Origin of the sequence: Micromonospora sp. CA-263727 (assembly GCF_050942455.1) — a bacterium.
Classification (GTDB): domain Bacteria; phylum Actinomycetota; class Actinomycetes; order Mycobacteriales; family Micromonosporaceae; genus Micromonospora.
Map to the genome: position 1 here is coordinate 1,835,663 of NZ_CP192031.1, position 15,642 is coordinate 1,851,304.

General features: G+C 71.4%; 14 protein-coding genes and 2 pseudogenes. 12 read left to right on the forward strand and 4 right to left on the reverse strand.

What is annotated here, in order from left to right:
• The first annotated feature begins 33 nt into the window (after window positions 1-33).
• From ACQPYA_RS08390 to rny, 10 genes and pseudogenes are all read left to right on the forward strand, one after another.
• Complete coding sequence (locus ACQPYA_RS08390; RefSeq protein ID WP_433532058.1) at window positions 34-1,374, forward strand: aminotransferase class I/II-fold pyridoxal phosphate-dependent enzyme; 1,341 nt, start codon at window positions 34-36, stop codon at window positions 1,372-1,374.
• 112 nt (window positions 1,375-1,486) lie between these two features.
• Window positions 1,487-1,861 carry a VOC family protein gene (locus ACQPYA_RS08395; RefSeq protein ID WP_433532059.1) on the forward strand — a complete coding sequence of 125 codons (375 nt, stop codon included), beginning with the start codon at window positions 1,487-1,489 and terminating at the stop codon, window positions 1,859-1,861.
• A 188-nt stretch (window positions 1,862-2,049) separates the two neighbouring features.
• Window positions 2,050-2,751, forward strand: a complete 702-nt coding sequence (locus tag ACQPYA_RS08400) for a UdgX family uracil-DNA binding protein (protein WP_433532060.1) — start codon at window positions 2,050-2,052, stop codon at window positions 2,749-2,751.
• A 318-nt stretch (window positions 2,752-3,069) separates the two neighbouring features.
• The gene (locus ACQPYA_RS08405; protein ID WP_433532061.1) at window positions 3,070-4,494 is read left to right on the forward strand and encodes an MFS transporter; all 1,425 of its coding nucleotides are present in this window, start codon (window positions 3,070-3,072) and stop codon (window positions 4,492-4,494) included.
• Between the two features lie 4 nt (window positions 4,495-4,498).
• Complete coding sequence (locus ACQPYA_RS08410; protein ID WP_433532062.1) at window positions 4,499-4,699, forward strand: DUF3046 domain-containing protein; 201 nt, start codon at window positions 4,499-4,501, stop codon at window positions 4,697-4,699.
• A 184-nt stretch (window positions 4,700-4,883) separates the two neighbouring features.
• Window positions 4,884-5,735: pseudogene (recA, locus tag ACQPYA_RS08415) on the forward strand (recombinase RecA); the annotation flags it as partial.
• A gap of 3 nt (window positions 5,736-5,738) precedes the next feature.
• A pseudogene (locus ACQPYA_RS08420) lies at window positions 5,739-6,350 on the forward strand (intein-containing recombinase RecA); the annotation flags it as partial.
• A gap of 171 nt (window positions 6,351-6,521) precedes the next feature.
• A complete protein-coding gene (locus ACQPYA_RS08425) occupies window positions 6,522-7,022 on the forward strand; it encodes a hypothetical protein (protein ID WP_433533427.1) in 501 nt (166 codons plus the stop codon).
• A gap of 9 nt (window positions 7,023-7,031) precedes the next feature.
• Window positions 7,032-7,715, forward strand: coding sequence for a regulatory protein RecX (locus tag ACQPYA_RS08430; RefSeq protein ID WP_433532063.1), 684 nt, complete (start codon window positions 7,032-7,034; stop codon window positions 7,713-7,715).
• A gap of 716 nt (window positions 7,716-8,431) precedes the next feature.
• The gene (rny, locus tag ACQPYA_RS08435) at window positions 8,432-10,198 is read left to right on the forward strand and encodes a ribonuclease Y (protein WP_433532064.1); all 1,767 of its coding nucleotides are present in this window, start codon (window positions 8,432-8,434) and stop codon (window positions 10,196-10,198) included.
• Window positions 10,199-10,309: 111 nt separating this feature from the next.
• Here rny and ACQPYA_RS08440 read toward each other — a convergent pair whose 3' ends face one another.
• The 4 genes from ACQPYA_RS08440 to ACQPYA_RS08455 all read right to left on the reverse strand — a co-directional run bounded on the left by ACQPYA_RS08440 (window position 10,310) and on the right by ACQPYA_RS08455 (window position 13,642).
• A complete protein-coding gene (locus ACQPYA_RS08440; RefSeq protein WP_433532065.1) occupies window positions 10,310-11,206 on the reverse strand; it encodes an amino acid ABC transporter permease in 897 nt (298 codons plus the stop codon).
• Window positions 11,206-11,880, reverse strand: coding sequence for an amino acid ABC transporter permease (locus ACQPYA_RS08445; RefSeq protein WP_433532066.1), 675 nt, complete (start codon window positions 11,878-11,880; stop codon window positions 11,206-11,208). The genes ACQPYA_RS08440 and ACQPYA_RS08445 overlap by 1 nt, the downstream gene beginning before the upstream one ends.
• An 81-nt stretch (window positions 11,881-11,961) precedes the next feature.
• Window positions 11,962-12,828 carry a glutamate ABC transporter substrate-binding protein gene (locus ACQPYA_RS08450; RefSeq protein WP_433532067.1) on the reverse strand — a complete coding sequence of 289 codons (867 nt, stop codon included), beginning with the start codon at window positions 12,826-12,828 and terminating at the stop codon, window positions 11,962-11,964.
• Between the two features lie 58 nt (window positions 12,829-12,886).
• Window positions 12,887-13,642 (reverse strand): amino acid ABC transporter ATP-binding protein, encoded by a 756-nt coding sequence (locus ACQPYA_RS08455; RefSeq protein ID WP_433532068.1) that lies wholly within the window; start codon window positions 13,640-13,642, stop codon window positions 12,887-12,889.
• 184 nt (window positions 13,643-13,826) lie between these two features.
• Here ACQPYA_RS08455 and selD point away from each other — a divergent pair, with 184 nt between their 5' ends.
• A complete protein-coding gene (selD, locus tag ACQPYA_RS08460; protein WP_433532069.1) occupies window positions 13,827-14,816 on the forward strand; it encodes a selenide, water dikinase SelD in 990 nt (329 codons plus the stop codon).
• Window positions 14,817-15,112: 296 nt separating this feature from the next.
• A complete protein-coding gene (locus tag ACQPYA_RS08465) occupies window positions 15,113-15,592 on the forward strand; it encodes a hypothetical protein (protein WP_433532070.1) in 480 nt (159 codons plus the stop codon).
• Window positions 15,593-15,642 lie beyond the last annotated feature (50 nt).

Consider the following 15,642-nt stretch of genomic DNA (forward strand, 5'->3'; position numbering starts at 1 on the left):
CTCCCACCTTTGTTCTAGTACAATCTCTTGTTTGTGTCAGCACACTATCAGGTGACCGGTGCGACGGCCGTCGAGATTTCGGCCAGCATCGAGTCGGGCATCCGCGCCAGCGCCCTCGCCCCGGGCGCACCCCTCCCGCCGGTCCGGGCGCTCGCCGCCGAGCTGGCCGTCAGCCCGGCCACCGTCTCCCGGGCCTACCAGGAGCTACGCCAGCGCGGGCTGATCGTCACCGCCGGCCGCAACGGCACCCGCGTCCGGCCCCGCCCGCCGGTGGCCGCCAGCCGCTCCGCGCTGAGCCCCCCACCCGCCCCCGGGCTGCGTGACCTGTCCCGGGGCGAGCCCGACCCGCGCCTGCTGCCACCGCTCGGCCCGCACCTGGGCGTGCTCGCCGACACCGCCGGCCCCCCGGTCAGCTACTCCGACGCCGGGGTGCTGCCCGACCTGGCCGAGGCGGCCCGGGCCCGACTCGCCGCCGACGGGGTACCGGCCGGCGAACTCACCCTCACCGGTGGCGCGCTGGACGGCATCGAACGCCTGCTCGGCGCACACCTGCGCGCCGGCGACGCGGTGGCGGTCGAGGACCCCGGCTGGGCCAACCTGCTCGACCTGGTCGCCGCGCTCGGGCTGCGCGCCATCGGCGTACCGGTCGACGACGACGGCCCGCTGGCCGCCGGGGTCGGCGCCGCGCTCGACGCCGGCGCCCGGGCGCTGATCGTGACCAGCCGGGCGCAGAACCCCACCGGTGCCGCGATCTCCGCCGGTCGGGCGGCCCAACTGCGCGCCCTGCTCGCCGACCGGCCCGACCTGCTGCTGATCGAGGACGACCACGCCGCCGAACTGGCCCGCGTACCACTGCATCCGCTCGCGGGCGCGACCCGCAGCTGGGCCTTCCTCCGGTCGGTGAGCAAGCCCTTCGGCCCCGACCTGCGGCTCGCCGTCCTGGTGGGGGACGCCACGACGGTGGCCCGGGTGGCCGGCCGGGCCCGGGTCGGCGCCGGTTGGGTCTCCACCGTCCTGCAACGGCTCGTGCTGTCGCTGTGGCGCGACCCGGCGGTGACCGCGCTGATCGAACGGGCGGCCGACAGCTACGAGCGGCGGCGCAACGACCTGGTCGCCGCCCTGGCCGATCGTGGCCTGGCCGCCCACGGGCGCAGCGGGATCAACGTGTGGCTGCCGGTGACCGACGAGACCGTCGCCTCGACCGTGCTGCGGGACGCCGGCTGGCTGGCCGCCCCCGGCGCGCTCTACCGGATCGCCGGCCGGCCCGCGCTGCGCATCACCGTCAGCGCGCTGGACGAGGCGGAGCTGCCGGCGCTGGCCGACGCGCTGGCCCGCGCGGCCCATCCCGCCGCACCCACCGGCTTCAGCGCGTGACCCCGGCCCGTGCCCGCCTCGACGCCTCCACCCCGGCGGCCCAGGCCCGCCGCAGGGCCGAAAGAGCCGTCAACCGGCCGCCCTGCGGAGCTGCTCGGGCTAGGTTCGCAACATGGACATCCGCCGACTCGACCATCTCGTCCTCACGGTCGGGTCCGTCGACCGCACCACGGCCTTCTACGGGAACGTGCTCGGCCTGCGGGTGGTCCGCGACGGGGACCGCACGGCACTCCACTTCGGCGAGCAGAAGATCAACCTGCACCAGGTCGACCACACCTTCGATCCGAAGGCGGCAGCCCCGACGCCGGGCTCCGGCGACCTGTGCCTGATCAGCACCGGCCCGATCGACGCGGTCCTGGCCGAGCTGGCCCGGTCCGGTGTCCCGACGGAGGCCGGCCCGGTGCGGCGCGACGGCGCGCTCGGCCCGATGACCAGCGTCTACGTACGCGACCCGGACCGCAACCTCGTCGAGATCGCCTGCTACTGACCCGGCCGGGCCCCGATCGGCTCGCGCTGGGCCGGCTGCCGGGCTCGCGCTGGGCCGGCTGCCGGGCGTGGCGGTCACCGGATGGTCGGGACCTCGGGATGACCGGCTGACGGGCCGCGACCTGCCGGAACGGCGGATCCGCCGGGCTCGCTCGCGTGGCCCGCGCCACACCGGGTAGAACAGTCGCCATGTCCGACACCTACACCGCGCCCGGCGCCCAGCAGTTCATCCCGCCACAGGCCGACACGCTTGCCGAACTGCGCGCCGCAGCCACCGGCTGCCGGGGCTGCGAGCTGTACCGGGACGCCTCGCAGACCGTTTTCGGCCGAGGCGACGCCACCGCCCGGATCGTCTTCGTCGGCGAGCAACCCGGCGACATGGAAGATCAGAAAGGGCTGCCCTTCGTCGGCCCGGCCGGCCGGCTGCTGCGCCGGGCCGTCGACGACGCGGGGCTGGACCCGAGCCACATCTACCTCACCAACGCCGTCAAGCACTTTCGTTTCGAGTTGCGCGGCAGACGGCGCATCCACCAGACCCCGGACCGGGTGCACATCGCCGCCTGCCGGCCCTGGCTGGTCTCCGAGTTCGCCCAGCTGAACCCGGAGGTCGTGGTCGTGCTCGGGGCGACCGCCGCGAAGGCGCTGCTCGGCCCGACGTTCCGGGTCACCCGCCAGCGCGGCGAGCTGCTGCCCTGGCCGGCCGCCGCGCAGCACCCGGAGGACTTCCAGCGGGTCCCGGTGGACAACGCCGGCAGGACCGCCGACGCGCCGCCGGCCCGGCTGCTGGCCACCATCCACCCGTCCGCCGTGCTCCGCGCCGACAACCAGGAGATCGCGTACGACGGACTGGTCGCCGACCTCACCGTCGCGGCCCGGGTGCTGGCCGCCTGACATCGACCGCAGCGCCGCCCCGATCCATCTGCGCGCTCAGCCCGGCAGGGCCGCCCTCAGTGCCGGCCCTGCCCTCAGTGCGGGCCTGCCCCTCAGTGCCGGCCCTGTCCCGAGCGTGGCCCTGTCCCGAGCACCGGCCCTGTCCCGAGCGTGGCCCTGCCCCGAGCACCGGCCAGGTCGTCGTGCGGGCGCTCAGGCGGCGGTGATGGTGCCAGACTTGCCGCCATGCGGCGGTGGTGCCGCGCCCTCGAATGCCGGGCGGCCGGCGGGATCGTCGACCGTGGTCTGGGACTGTGACGAGACCAGGGAACAGATCTGTTGAGCACCGACCTGACCACCACACCGGCGCCGGTGCTGCCCGACGCCGCGTCGATCCAGCGGCGTACCCTGCGCCTGCTCTTCAGCACGCAGGTCGTGGGCGGGGTCGGGGTGACCATCGGCATCGCCGTCGGGGCGCTGCTCGCCGCCGAGATCGCCGGCACCGCGATGGCCGGGCTGGCGCAGAGCGCGGCCGTCGTCGGTGGCGCGCTGCTCGCCATCCCGGTCACCCGGATCATCACCGGGCACGGCCGTCGCCCGGGCCTGGCCTTCGCGTACGGCGTCGGAGCCCTGGGCGGGACGCTGGTCGTGCTGGCCGCGGCGACCCGGTGGATCCCGTTGCTCTTCCTCGGCATGCTGCTCTTCGGCGGTGGCTCCGCGGCCAACATGCAGGCCCGCTACGCCGCGGTCGACCTCGCCGAGCCGACCCGCCGGGCCCGGCAGCTGTCATTGGTCGTCTGGGCCACCACCATCGGCGCGGTGGCCGCCCCGAACTTCGCCGCGCTCGCCGACCGCACCACCAGCGGCTGGGGGCTGCCGGCGCTGTCCGGCCCGTTCGCGTTCAGCGCCGCCGCATTCGTGCTCGCCGCCGGCGTACTGCTGGTGGGGTTGCGGCCCGACCCGCTGCTCACCGCGCGCCAGCTCGCGGCGGCCCGCTCCGGCGAGCCGTCCCCGGTGCCGCCCGGCGCGACCACGGCGCCGTCCGCCGGCACAGCGCCGTCCGCCGGCGCGGTGGGGTCTGCCGGCACGGTGGTGGCCGGTGCCGCGGTGGCGGCCGAGCCGGTCGCGGCGCGGGCAACGCCGGCCCGGCGCGGCGCCGGCATGCGCGCCGCCTGGTCGGTGGTACGCACCCGCCCGGCCGCCCGGCTCGGCATCGCCGCCGTGGCCATGGGCCACCTGGTGATGGTGGCGGTGATGGCGATGACCCCGGTGCACCTGCGGGAGTTCTACCCCGTCGAGGCGGTGCTGCCGGTGGTCGGGCTGGTGCTGAGCCTGCACATCGCCGGCATGTACGCGCTGGCGCCGGTGGTCGGCTGGCTCGCCGACCGGCTCGGCCGGCGTCCGGTCATCCTCGGCGGGATCGGCACGCTGCTGGCCGCCTGCGCGGTCGCCGGCACCGCCGGGCACCACACCCCTCGGCTCACCATCGGGCTGGTGCTGCTCGGGCTCGGCTGGTCGGCGACCATGGTGGCCGGCTCCACCCTGCTGTCGGAGTCGGTGCCGGACCCGGTACGCCCCAGCGCGCAGGGTCTGTCCGACCTGGTCATGGGACTGGCCGGGGCGCTGGCCGGCGCGGTCAGCGGGTTTGTCATGCAGGTGGCGGGCTATCCCGTGCTCACCCTGCTCGCCGCGGTCGCGGTGGCACCCTTGCTGGCGCTAGCGTTGCGGCCGGTGCCGGTGGGCGCACCGGACGAGGAGGACTGATCACGTGCGGCTGACCGACTTCTGGGCGCGGCTGGAGGAGGCGTTCGGGCCCGGCTATGCGGCCAGCATCGCCAGCGACCAGGTGCTGTCGCAGCTCGGCGGGTGGACCATCGAGCAGGCGCTCGCCGCCGGTGTCGAGACGCACGTGGTGTGGCGGGCGGTGGTCGCCGCCTATCCCGACCGGGTGCCCACCCGACTACGCTGAGCACCCGATTCATTACTTCCGCGTGTTGCTTGCCGACTCGTACACCTGTTCGGCTATTGTCCACAGCGGGTGCTCGTCCACAGGCCACGGCCCGTCGGCTGGTTTTCTGTCGGACCTAGCGCCTAGCGTGTCCCGCGTGACGCGAAGCTCAGGAAAGACGCCGGCGAAGGCAGGGGTGGCAACCATGGCGGCAGGGCCTGACCGGGAGAAGGCGCTCGACCTTGCTCTCGCTCAGATCGACAAACAGTTCGGCAAGGGCTCGGTGATGCGGCTGGGGGAGCGGCCGGTCGTGCAGACCGCGGTCGTCCCCACCGGCTCCATCGCCCTCGACGTCGCCCTCGGCGTGGGCGGTCTGCCCCGCGGCCGGGTCGTCGAGATCTACGGCCCGGAGAGCAGCGGTAAGACCACGGTCGCGCTGCACGCGGTGGCAAACGCCCAGCGGGCCGGCGGCATCGCCGCCTTCATCGACGCCGAGCACGCGCTCGACCCGGAGTACGCCAAGGCTCTCGGCGTCGACACCGACGCCCTGCTGGTCTCCCAGCCGGACACCGGCGAGCAGGCGCTGGAGATCGCCGACATGCTGGTCCGCTCCGGCGCGATCGACATCATCGTGATCGACTCGGTTGCCGCGCTGGTGCCGCGCGCCGAGATCGAGGGCGAGATGGGCGACAGTCACGTGGGTCTGCAGGCCCGGCTGATGAGCCAGGCGCTGCGGAAGATCACCGGTGTGCTCAACAACACCGGCACCACTGCGATCTTCATCAACCAGCTCCGCGAGAAGATCGGCGTCATGTTCGGGTGCATGTCGTACTCGACCCGGGTCACCCTGGCCGACGGCACGCAGGAGAAGATCGGCAAGATCGTCAACCAGCGGATGGACGTCGAGGTTCTCTCCTACAACCCGGAGACCGACCGGGTGGAGCCAAAGCGGATCATCAACTGGTTCAACAACGGGCCTGCGGAGCAGTTCCTCCAATTCACCGTCGCCAAGTCGGGCGGCAACGGACGGGCGCAGTTCGCCGCCACCGCCAACCACCTGGTGCGTACTCCCGGTGGATGGCGGGAGGCGGGCGAGTTGATCGCCGGTGATCGGGTGATGCTCGCCGAGGCGCGGCGCCTCAGCGAGCAGCAGTGGCAGGTCGTGCTCGGCTCGCTGATGGGCGACGGTGCCCTGTCGCCGAACCGCCGGGACCGTGACGGTGTCCGTTTCCGCCTCGGACATGGCGCGCAGCAGATCGATTACCTCGACTGGAAGGTTTCGCTGCTCGGCAACATCAGTCACTCCCGGCGTACCGACGCTCGGGGTGCGGGGTTCGTCGACTTCACGCCGCTGCCTGAGCTGGGCGAGCTGCGCAGCGCGGTCTACCTGGGCGACGGCAAGAAGCATCTCAGCTGGGACTACCTCAAGGCCCTGACCCCCCTCGCCCTCGCCGTCTGGTACATGGACGACGGTTGCTTCACGCTGCGCTCCAAGGGCGTGCAGGAGCGTACCGCGGGTGGCTCCGGCCGGATCGAGATCTGCGTCGAGGCGATGGCCGAGGGCAGCCGCGACCGTCTGGTCGAGCATCTGCGTGATGCGTACGGCATGGACGTGAAGCTGGCTTTCCGTGGCGCTCGACAGACGGCGTCGATCATCTTCACCACGGAGTCGTCGGCGAGGTTCCAGGAGCTGATCGCACCGTACGTACCGGTGGCGATGGAGTCCAAGCTGCTGCCGCGTTTCCGGGGCCGGTGCGTCGTCGAGCCGCAGTTCGTCGCGGCCGAGCTCATGCCGGTGCCCGCACGGATCATTGACGTGCGGGTCAAGCCGAAAGCCCGATCCATGAACCGGTTCGACATCGAGGTGGAGGGCAACCACAACTACTTCGTCGACGGGGTCATGGTGCACAACAGCCCCGAGACGACGACGGGTGGTCGGGCGCTGAAGTTCTACGCCTCGGTCCGGCTCGACGTACGGCGCATCGAGAGCCTCAAGGACGGCACCGACGTGGTCGGTAACCGCACCCGGGTCAAGGTCGTGAAGAACAAGGTCGCCGCGCCGTTCAAGCAGGCCGAGTTCGACATCATGTACGGCAAGGGCATCTCCCGCGAGGGCTCGCTGATCGACGTCGGCGTCGAGCAGGCGATCATCCGCAAGTCCGGTGCCTGGTACACCTACGAGGGTGACCAGCTCGGCCAGGGCAAGGAGAAGGCCCGCGAGTTCCTTCGGGAGAACCCGGACGTGGCCGCGGAGATCGAGAAGAAGATCCTGGAGAAGCTCGGCGTCGGAGTCGGCGCGGGCGACGCCGCCGGTGGGCCGGAGCTGCCGCCGGTCGACTTCTGATCCTGATCCATGGCTGGACGACGTGCCCGTACGGGGCGGGGCTGGGATGCCAGCCCGCCCCGTACGGGTGACACCACCCCGCGCCCCCGCCGAAGCCGCCGGGGCGTGGCGGGCGAGTCCGATCCGGTTGCCCCGGCGGAAGGCGGCACCGCGCCCCAGGACGAGGGTGAGAGGGCCCGGGAGATCTGCCTGCGGCAGCTCGCCGTCCGCCCGCGCACCCGCGCCGAGCTGGCCACCGCGTTGGCCCGGCGGGGCATCTCCGAGGAGACCGCCACCGGAGTTCTCGATCGGTACGACGAGGTCGGCATCATCGACGACGCCGCGTTTGCCCGGGCCTGGGTGACCAGCCGGCACACCGGCCGTGGACTGGCCCGCCGGGCGCTGGCCAACGAGTTGCGCCAGCGCGGCGTCGACGGCGACACGGCCAGCGCGGCGCTCGGCGAGTTGGACGAGACCACCGAGGCGGAGACGGCCCGTGCCCTGGTGGAGCGGAAGCTGCGTACCGCCCGGGGCGAGCCGGACGCGGTCTTCCGGCGGCTGGTCGGCATGCTGGCCCGCAAGGGCTATTCGCCGGGCGTGGCCATCCGGGCGGTGAAGGAGGCCCTCGCCGCGCAGAGCGCCGAGGCGGCCGAGTTTGCCGAGCAGATCGACGCCGACGCCCTGGCCGCCGCGGAAACCGAGCTCGACCGGTAAAGGTAAGCAGTGATGATGGTCGCTGTGGTCCTGGTCGAGGCGTCGTGTTTGTCCGCTGACGCCCGGCTCTTTGATGGCGCAGAGTAGCGGAGCAACTTCTCTCCGTCCGGGTGGTTTGATCATGACTTCTTGACCGGAGGCCGCCGGAGACCTAGCCTCGCCATAAAGGCTCACATTGCCCGACCAAGCGCAGGCTAAGCGCACAACATAGATCGCGTAACAAGACAGCATCACTTTGGCCCGCATCATCGGCCGCTGACGTCAGCTCCGGACAGGCCGGTCCGGTGCCGACGTGGCATTTGTACCCGGCCCGCCGACCGTCCCAGGGATGTCGTCGGCGGAGGAAGCCATCCCACGGCCAGGCGCTCCGGTCGGGCGTCCAGAGTCGTAGGAGCGTGCCCACAGGCAGGTTTCTGCGGCGCGACGTTCAGGGGAGGCGCGCCATGGCGAGGCGGCACAGGTCCACCGGTTGGCCGGCATGAGCGGGGAGGCTAGCGCGCCCGGCGTTACGGAGTCCGGGGCCAGCGACGACGGCGAGCCAGGGTCCGGCGGCGGCATGAGCGAGCGCGGCGAGCCAGTCATCAGGCTCAGTGCGGTGGTGTCTCAGGGCGGCGTGGAGCGAAGCGGAGTGCCGGCATGAGCGAGCGTGTGCGAGCGAATCATTGGCTCAGTGCGGTGGTGTCTCAGGGCGGCATGGAGCGAAGCGGAGTGCCGGCATGAGCGCATTCGACGTCGTACTGCTGGTCGCCGTGCTGGCGTTGACCCTGGTGGTGCTCGGCGCGGTGGTCTTCGGGCTCCGGGTGCTGCGCGGGCTTCAGACGCGTCCGGCGCCGGAGGATCCCGCCTTCATCGCCGAGAAGGACCGGCAGGAGCAGTCCCTGGCCGCGTTGCGGACCGCGGCCGACGAGGTCAACAGCACCATCGATGTGGCGAAATCCGCTGCGGCGGCGGCCCGAGCGGAGGCGGCGGCGGCCAAGGCTGAGGCGAAGGCGGGCCGGGCCGAGGCGCGCCGGGTGCTCGACGATGCCCGCGCCGAGGCGGACACCGTCCTCGAACGGGCACACAAGCAGGCCGAGACGGATGCCGAGCAACTGCGCGCCGCGGCCCGGCGCAGCGGCGAGCGGGAGGTTGCGGTGCTCGCCGCGACCACCCGGGAACAGGCCGCCGAGGTGGAGCGGCGGGCGGCCCGGATGGACGAGCGGGAGCGGCTGCACACCGAGGAAGTGGAGCGGCTGGCCGAGCGGGAGCGCCAGCTGACCGCCGCCAGCGCCGCCCTCGCCGCCCGGGACGCGGCGCTGGCGCGCCGGGAGGAGGAGTTGGCCGAGGCGGAGAACCAGCGCCGGCGCGAGCTGGAGCGGGTCGCCGGGCTGACCGCGGACGCGGCCCGGTCAGAGCTCGTCGAGGCGATCGAGGGCCACGCCAAGCGGGAGGCGGCGCTGCTGGTGCGGGACATCGAGGCCGACGCGCGGTCGACCGCCGAGCAGCGGGCCCGGCACATCGTGGTCGACGCCATCCAGCGGGTGGCCAGCGAGCAGACGGCCGAGAGCGTGGTCAGCGTGCTGCACCTGCCGGGCGACGAGATGAAGGGGCGGATCATCGGCCGGGAGGGTCGCAACATCCGGGCCTTCGAGTCGGTGACCGGGGTCAACCTGATCATCGACGACACCCCCGAGGCGGTGCTGCTCTCCTGCTTCGACCCGGTTCGTCGGGAGGTTGGCCGGTTGACGCTGGAGAAGCTGGTGCTGGACGGTCGGATCCATCCGCACCGGATCGAGGAGGTGCACGAGCTGGCCCGGCAGGAGGTGGACCAGCTGTGCCGGCGGGCCGCCGAGGACGCCCTGGTCGAGGTGGGCATCACCGAGATCCACGACGAGCTGGTCACGTTGCTGGGTCGGCTGCGCTACCGCACGTCGTACGGGCAGAACGTGCTCAAGCACCTGGTGGAGACCGCGCACATCGCCGGCATCATGGCCGCCGAGCTGCGCCTGGACGTGCCGTTGATCAAGCGGTCGGCGTTCCTGCACGACATCGGCAAGGCGCTCACCCACGAGGTGGAGGGCAGCCACGCCATCATCGGCGCCGACGTGGCCCGCAAGTACGGCGAGAGCGAGGACGTGGTGCACGCCATCGAGGCGCACCACAACGAGGTGCCGCCGCAGACCGTCGAGGCGGTGCTCACCCAGGCCTCCGACGCCTGTTCCGGGGGGCGGCCGGGGGCGCGGCGGGAGAGCCTGGAGGCGTACGTCAAGCGGCTGGAGCGGATCGAGGAGATCGCGGCCAGCAAGCTCGGCGTGGAGAAGGTCTTCGCCATGCAGGCGGGCCGGGAGATCCGGGTGATGGTCAAGCCCGACGACGTCGACGACATCGGCGCGGCGGTGCTGGCCCGCGACGTGGCCAAGCAGATCGAGGAGGAGCTGACCTATCCCGGCCAGATCCGGGTCACCGTGGTCCGCGAGTCCCGCGTCACCGAAATCGCCCGCTGAGGTGTAAGGAAGGGCCCCCTATTAACGCCTCGTGCATAGCAGGGGCCCCCTCTTAACAACCAGACGAAGCGGCGCCGGCCGAACTGGCCGGCGCCGCTTCGTCTGGTCGGCTCAGCCTTGCGGCTCGGCTGTAGCGCCGCCGCCCGCTGCCGTGGAGTCCGCCGCGACGACCGGCCCGGTCTGCTTCGGCATCCGGAAGGCCCGGACCCGGCTGCGTCGGTCCAGCCAACCGGCGAACGCGGTGAGCAGCGAGTTGATGATGATGTAGATGACCGCGATCACCATCGCTGCGGCGATGATGTTCCCCTTGTTGGCGGCGAGATCGTTGACGCCCCGCTGGAGCAGCTCGGGGTAGGCCACGATGTAGCCGAGCGCGGTGTCCTTGAGCAGCACCACCAGCTGGCTGACGATGATCGGCAGCATGGCGCGGGCCGCCTGCGGGATGAGGATCAGTTGCATGACCTGGGTCTTGCGCATGCCGATCGCGTACGCGGCCTCGGGTTGCCCGCCGGGCACGGCCCGGATGCCGGCGCGGAACGCCTCGGCCAGCACGGACCCGTTGTAGAGGGTCAGACCGATCACCACGGCCCAGAAGGCGGAGACCGGCTGCTTGATGATCCACGGCAGGCCGTAGAAGGTGAAGAAGATCATCAGCAGCAGCGGGACGGCCCGGAAGAATTCCACCACCGCGCCGGCCGGAAGGCTGATCCACCAGTGGTCGGAGAGCCGCCCGACGGCGAAGACGATGCCGAAGGCGAGCGACAGCACCATGCCGACCGCCGCCGCCTTGAGGGTGGCCCAGAGGCCGGGCAGGATGAACTGGGTCCAGGTCGGCGCCTCGGCGAACGGCTGCCACAGCCGTGGCTCCCACTGGTTCGCCTGGTCGAACTTGCTGTAGATCCACCACAACAGCCCGGCCAGCGCGATGCCGAAGACGACGCTCAGCACCAGGTTTCGGACGCGGGCCCGGGGCCCCGGGTGGTCGTAGAGGACGCTGCTGGTGCTCATCAGCGCTTCACCGCCAGACGGTTGGCCAGCCAGCCGAAGAAGTAGCCGGTGGGGATGAGGATCGCGGCGAACGTGCCGGCGAAGACCAGGAAGATCGGGATGACCGCGTCACCGTTGCTGTTGAGCAGGTCCTTCATGACGTTGGAGGCCTCGATCAGGCCGATGGTGCCGACGATCGTGGAGTTCTTGCAGAGGGCGATCAGGATGCTGCCGAAGGGCGCGATCACCGAGCGCGTGGCCTGGGGCAGCACCACGATCCGTAGCGTCTGCGCGAAGGTCAGCCCGAGTGCTCGGGCCGCCTCGGCCTGCCCGGTCGGCACGGTGTTGATGCCGGAGCGCACCGCCTCGCAGACGAACGCGGCCGTGTAGGTCGACAACCCGACCACACCCAGCCAGAAGTTGTTCAGGATGAAGTTGTCGGAGAGGGTCAGTCCGAGGGTGGAGTAGAGCCCGAAGAAACAGAAGAAGATGACCAGCGTGAGCGGGGTGTTGCGGAAGATGTTGACCCAGCCCGCGCCGAAACCACGCAGCACGGGTACGGGGGAGACCCGCATCCCGGCCAGGAGTACGCCGATCACCAGCGCGCAGCCCGCGGAGGCGCCGGTCAGCTTGAGGATCCAGAGAAATCCCGACAGGTACGCGTCGAGATTGTTCGGATCACTGAATACGTGCATGCTTCGGCTCCCGGGGCACGTCGTGGCGGCCGGTGACAGACCGGAGCCGGCACCCCGGGGGGATGCCGGCTCCGGTTCCGGTCAGGCTGCGCCGCAGTGGGTCAGCTTGGTGGTGTCCAGCTCGGGCGCGGGGGTACCGCTCTTGCCCAGGGTGGCGTCCCAGGCGGCCTTGTAGCTGCCGTCCGACGCGGCGGCCTTGAGGATGTCGTTGACCTTCTCGCAGCCGGTGGTGTCGTCCTTCTTCAGGCCGATGCCGTACGGCTCGTCGGAGAAGGTGCTGCCGACCACCTTGAACTTGCCGGCGTACTGGTCCTGCGCGGCGTAGCCGGCAAGGATGATGTCGTCGGTGGTCACCGCGTCGACCTGGCCGTTCTCCAGCAGCGGCAGGCACTTGGAGTACGCGTCGAACTGCTGCAACTGGGCCTGCGGGTAGTTCTCGGTGATCCGCTTGGCCGGGGTGGAGCCGCTGACCGAGCAGACCTTCTTGCCGGCCAACTGGTCCGGGCCGGTGAGGGTCGAGTCGGACTTGACCAGCAGGTCCTGGCCGGCGATGTAGTACGGGCCAGCGAAGTTGATCTTCTGCTTGCGCTCGTCGTTGATGGTGTAGGTGGCCACCACCAGGTCGACCGTGCCCTGCTCGATGAAGGGCTCACGGTTGGCCGACACGGTGGTCTTCCACTCGATGTTGCTCTCCTCGACGCCGAGGCCCTTCGCGATGATCTTGCCGATCTCGATGTCGAAGCCCTCGTACTGGCTGCCGGTCTGCAGGCCCAGGCCCGGCTGGTCGGCCTTGACGCCGATGACCAGCTTCTTCTGGCTCTCGGCCTTGCCCACGATGCCGCTGGCGCCCGTGCCGGAACCGCCATCCTCGCTGTCCCCGCCGCAGGCGGCCATGGCGACCGCGAGGCCGGCAACGGCGGCGACAGCCGCCATGCGCTTCATTCGCATACTTGTTCTCCTTCTTCGACGGAGCCTGCCGGGTCGCGGCCTGCCCCACTACGGACGCCTAGTGCGTGAGGATCTTGGAGAGGAAGTCCTTGGCGCGCTCGCTGCGCGGGTTGGCGAAGAACTCCGCCGGGGCGGCGTCCTCGACGAGCTTGCCGTCGGCCATGAAGATGACCCGGTTTGCGGCGTGCCGCGCGAAACCCATCTCGTGGGTGACCACGACCATCGTCATGCCGTCACGCGCGAGGGAGGTCATCACGTCGAGCACCTCGCCGACCATCTCCGGGTCGAGCGCGCTGGTGGGCTCGTCGAAGAGCATCGCCTTGGGCTGCATGGCCAGCGCGCGGGCGATCGCGGCGCGCTGCTGCTGGCCGCCGGAGAGCTGAGCCGGGAACTTCTCGGCCTGGTTGGCGATGCCCACCCGGTCGAGCAGGGCGAGACCCCGCTCGCGGGCCGCCGTCGGCTTCTCCCGGCGTACCTTGATCGGGCCGAGCGTGACGTTTTCGAGGATCGTCTTGTGGGCGAAGAGGTTGAACGACTGGAACACCATGCCGACCTCGCTGCGCAGCTTGGCCAGCGCCCTGCCCTCGGCGGGCAGCGCCTGCCCGTCGAAGGTGATGGTGCCGGAGTCGATCGGTTCCAGCCGGTTGATCGTGCGGCACAGGGTCGATTTGCCGGAGCCGGACGGGCCGATCACCACGACCACCTCGCCGCGACCCACCGACAGCGAGACGTCGTCCAGCACGTGCAGCGGCCCGAACCACTTGTTGACCGAGTCCAACACGATGAGCGGTTCGCCCGTCGTCACGTCGTCCACCGTCCCCCTCGTTGCCGTCGAGGGTCGGTCGACCCTCGGATAGCGGCCACTGTAAGCGGGGTGAAGTGGCGGAACACAACCCAGATGGTCACGGAGCGGTAACACCGTTTCCGGATCGGCCCTCCGCGTCCGAAATTGCCCGCTCCGGGTGGCGATCACGTGGCGTGACGGAGATCATGTGAAGATGACCGAGCCAGTGCGGTTGACCCGGTACGCCCGCGGTGGCGGGTGCGCGTGCAAGATCCCACCCGGTGAGCTGGAGGCGATGGTGGCCGGGCTCGGCCCCACCGTCGACGGCGGTGACCTGCTGGTCGGGCTCGACCACGGCGACGACGCCGCGGTGGTCCGGCTGGACGAGCGGACCGGCGTGGTGAGCACGGCGGACTTCTTCACCCCGGTGGTCGACGACGCGTACGACTGGGGGCGGATCGCCGCGACCAACGCCCTCTCCGATGTGTACGCGATGGGCGGCAGCCCGCTGGTGGCGCTCAACCTGCTCTGCTGGCCGCGTGAGGTGCTGCCGATCGAACTGGCCCGGGAGGTCCTGCGGGGCGGCCATGACGTCGCCCGTGCCGCCGGCTGCCAGCTGGCCGGCGGGCACAGCGTCGACGACGACGGCCCGAAGTACGGGCTGGCGGTCACCGGGCTGGTCCGGCCGCCGGAGCTGATCACCCTCGACGCCGGCCGGGCCGGCCTGCCGCTGTCGTTGACCAAGCCGCTCGGCATCGGCGTGCTCAACACCCGGCACAAGAACACGGGTGAGAGCTTTCCCGAGGCGGTCACGGCGATGACCACGCTGAACCGGGACGCGGCGCTGGCGGCGGTGGCGGCGGGGGTGCGGTGCGGCACCGACGTGACGGGGTTCGGCCTGCTCGGCCACGCCTCGAAGCTGGCCCGCGCCAGCGGGCTCACCGTGGCGATCGACATCGCCCGGGTGCCCTACCTGGCCGGCGCCCGGGAGGCGGTCCGCGACGGGTACGTCAGCGGTGGCTCCCGCCGCAACCTGGAGTGGGTGACCCCGTGGACCGACTTCGGCCGGGCCGGGGAGGCCGATCGGCTGCTGCTCGCCGACGCGCAGACCTCCGGGGGTCTGCTGGTGGCCGGCGAGCTACCCGGCGCGCCGGTGATCGGTGAGCTGCTGCCGCGTGGCGAGCACCTGATCGTGCTCCGTTGACCAATGCCGCAGCAGCGGCGGGTTCGGAGTAACGCCGCAGCAGCGGGGGTTTGGAGTAATGCCGCAGCGGCGGCGGGTTGAATCGTCGCGGCTTGGCGGCGAGCCACTGCGTGGGAACGCGCACCATACCCGATAAACTGTCATCTTCGCGCTACTCAGGGCGATGGGGCTCCGGAAATTTTGCCCAGAATGGTCACAGACCGGTAACTTGCCCCCGGCTAGGGGCAAATGCCCCGCACCATCGTCTGTAAGGCCCGATCCGGAGGCCGGTGGGACGCGCACAGCGAGGAGGCGGCGTGACCGAGCTGTGGAACTGGAGAATCGACCAGGTACGACCGGTGGAGGTCTACCCGGCGCTGGCCGACGCGCTCGGTCGGGTGGTGATGCCGCTGGCAGTGGCCGACCCGGCCCGGCTGCCGAAGTACGCGGTGGTCTGCGACGTCTGGCAGGCGCCGGGGGAGTTCGCCACGATCGTGGACTGCTACGGCGTGCCCGACGGCCTCGCCGAGCTGCCCAGCGTCGCGGCGCTGGCCCGGCTGCTCGACCGCAACTGCCTGCTGCGCGACGACACCCTCGACGACACCCGGCACCTGTTGGTGGCCCCGGACGGCAGCATCCGCCCGGTGCACTTCGACGTCCGGGAGACCGACGACGGCGAGGTGCTCAGCGACCGGCGTCTCTGCACCGAGGCCGATCCGCGCTGTCGGGGCTGGTCGCGCTGCCACCGCTCCCGCTGGGCCCCCGACTCCGTCAACCCCGCCCTCGCCGCCGCCTGAAATGTAAGGAAGGGCCCCCTCTTAACGCCTCCTGCATAGCAGGGGCCCCC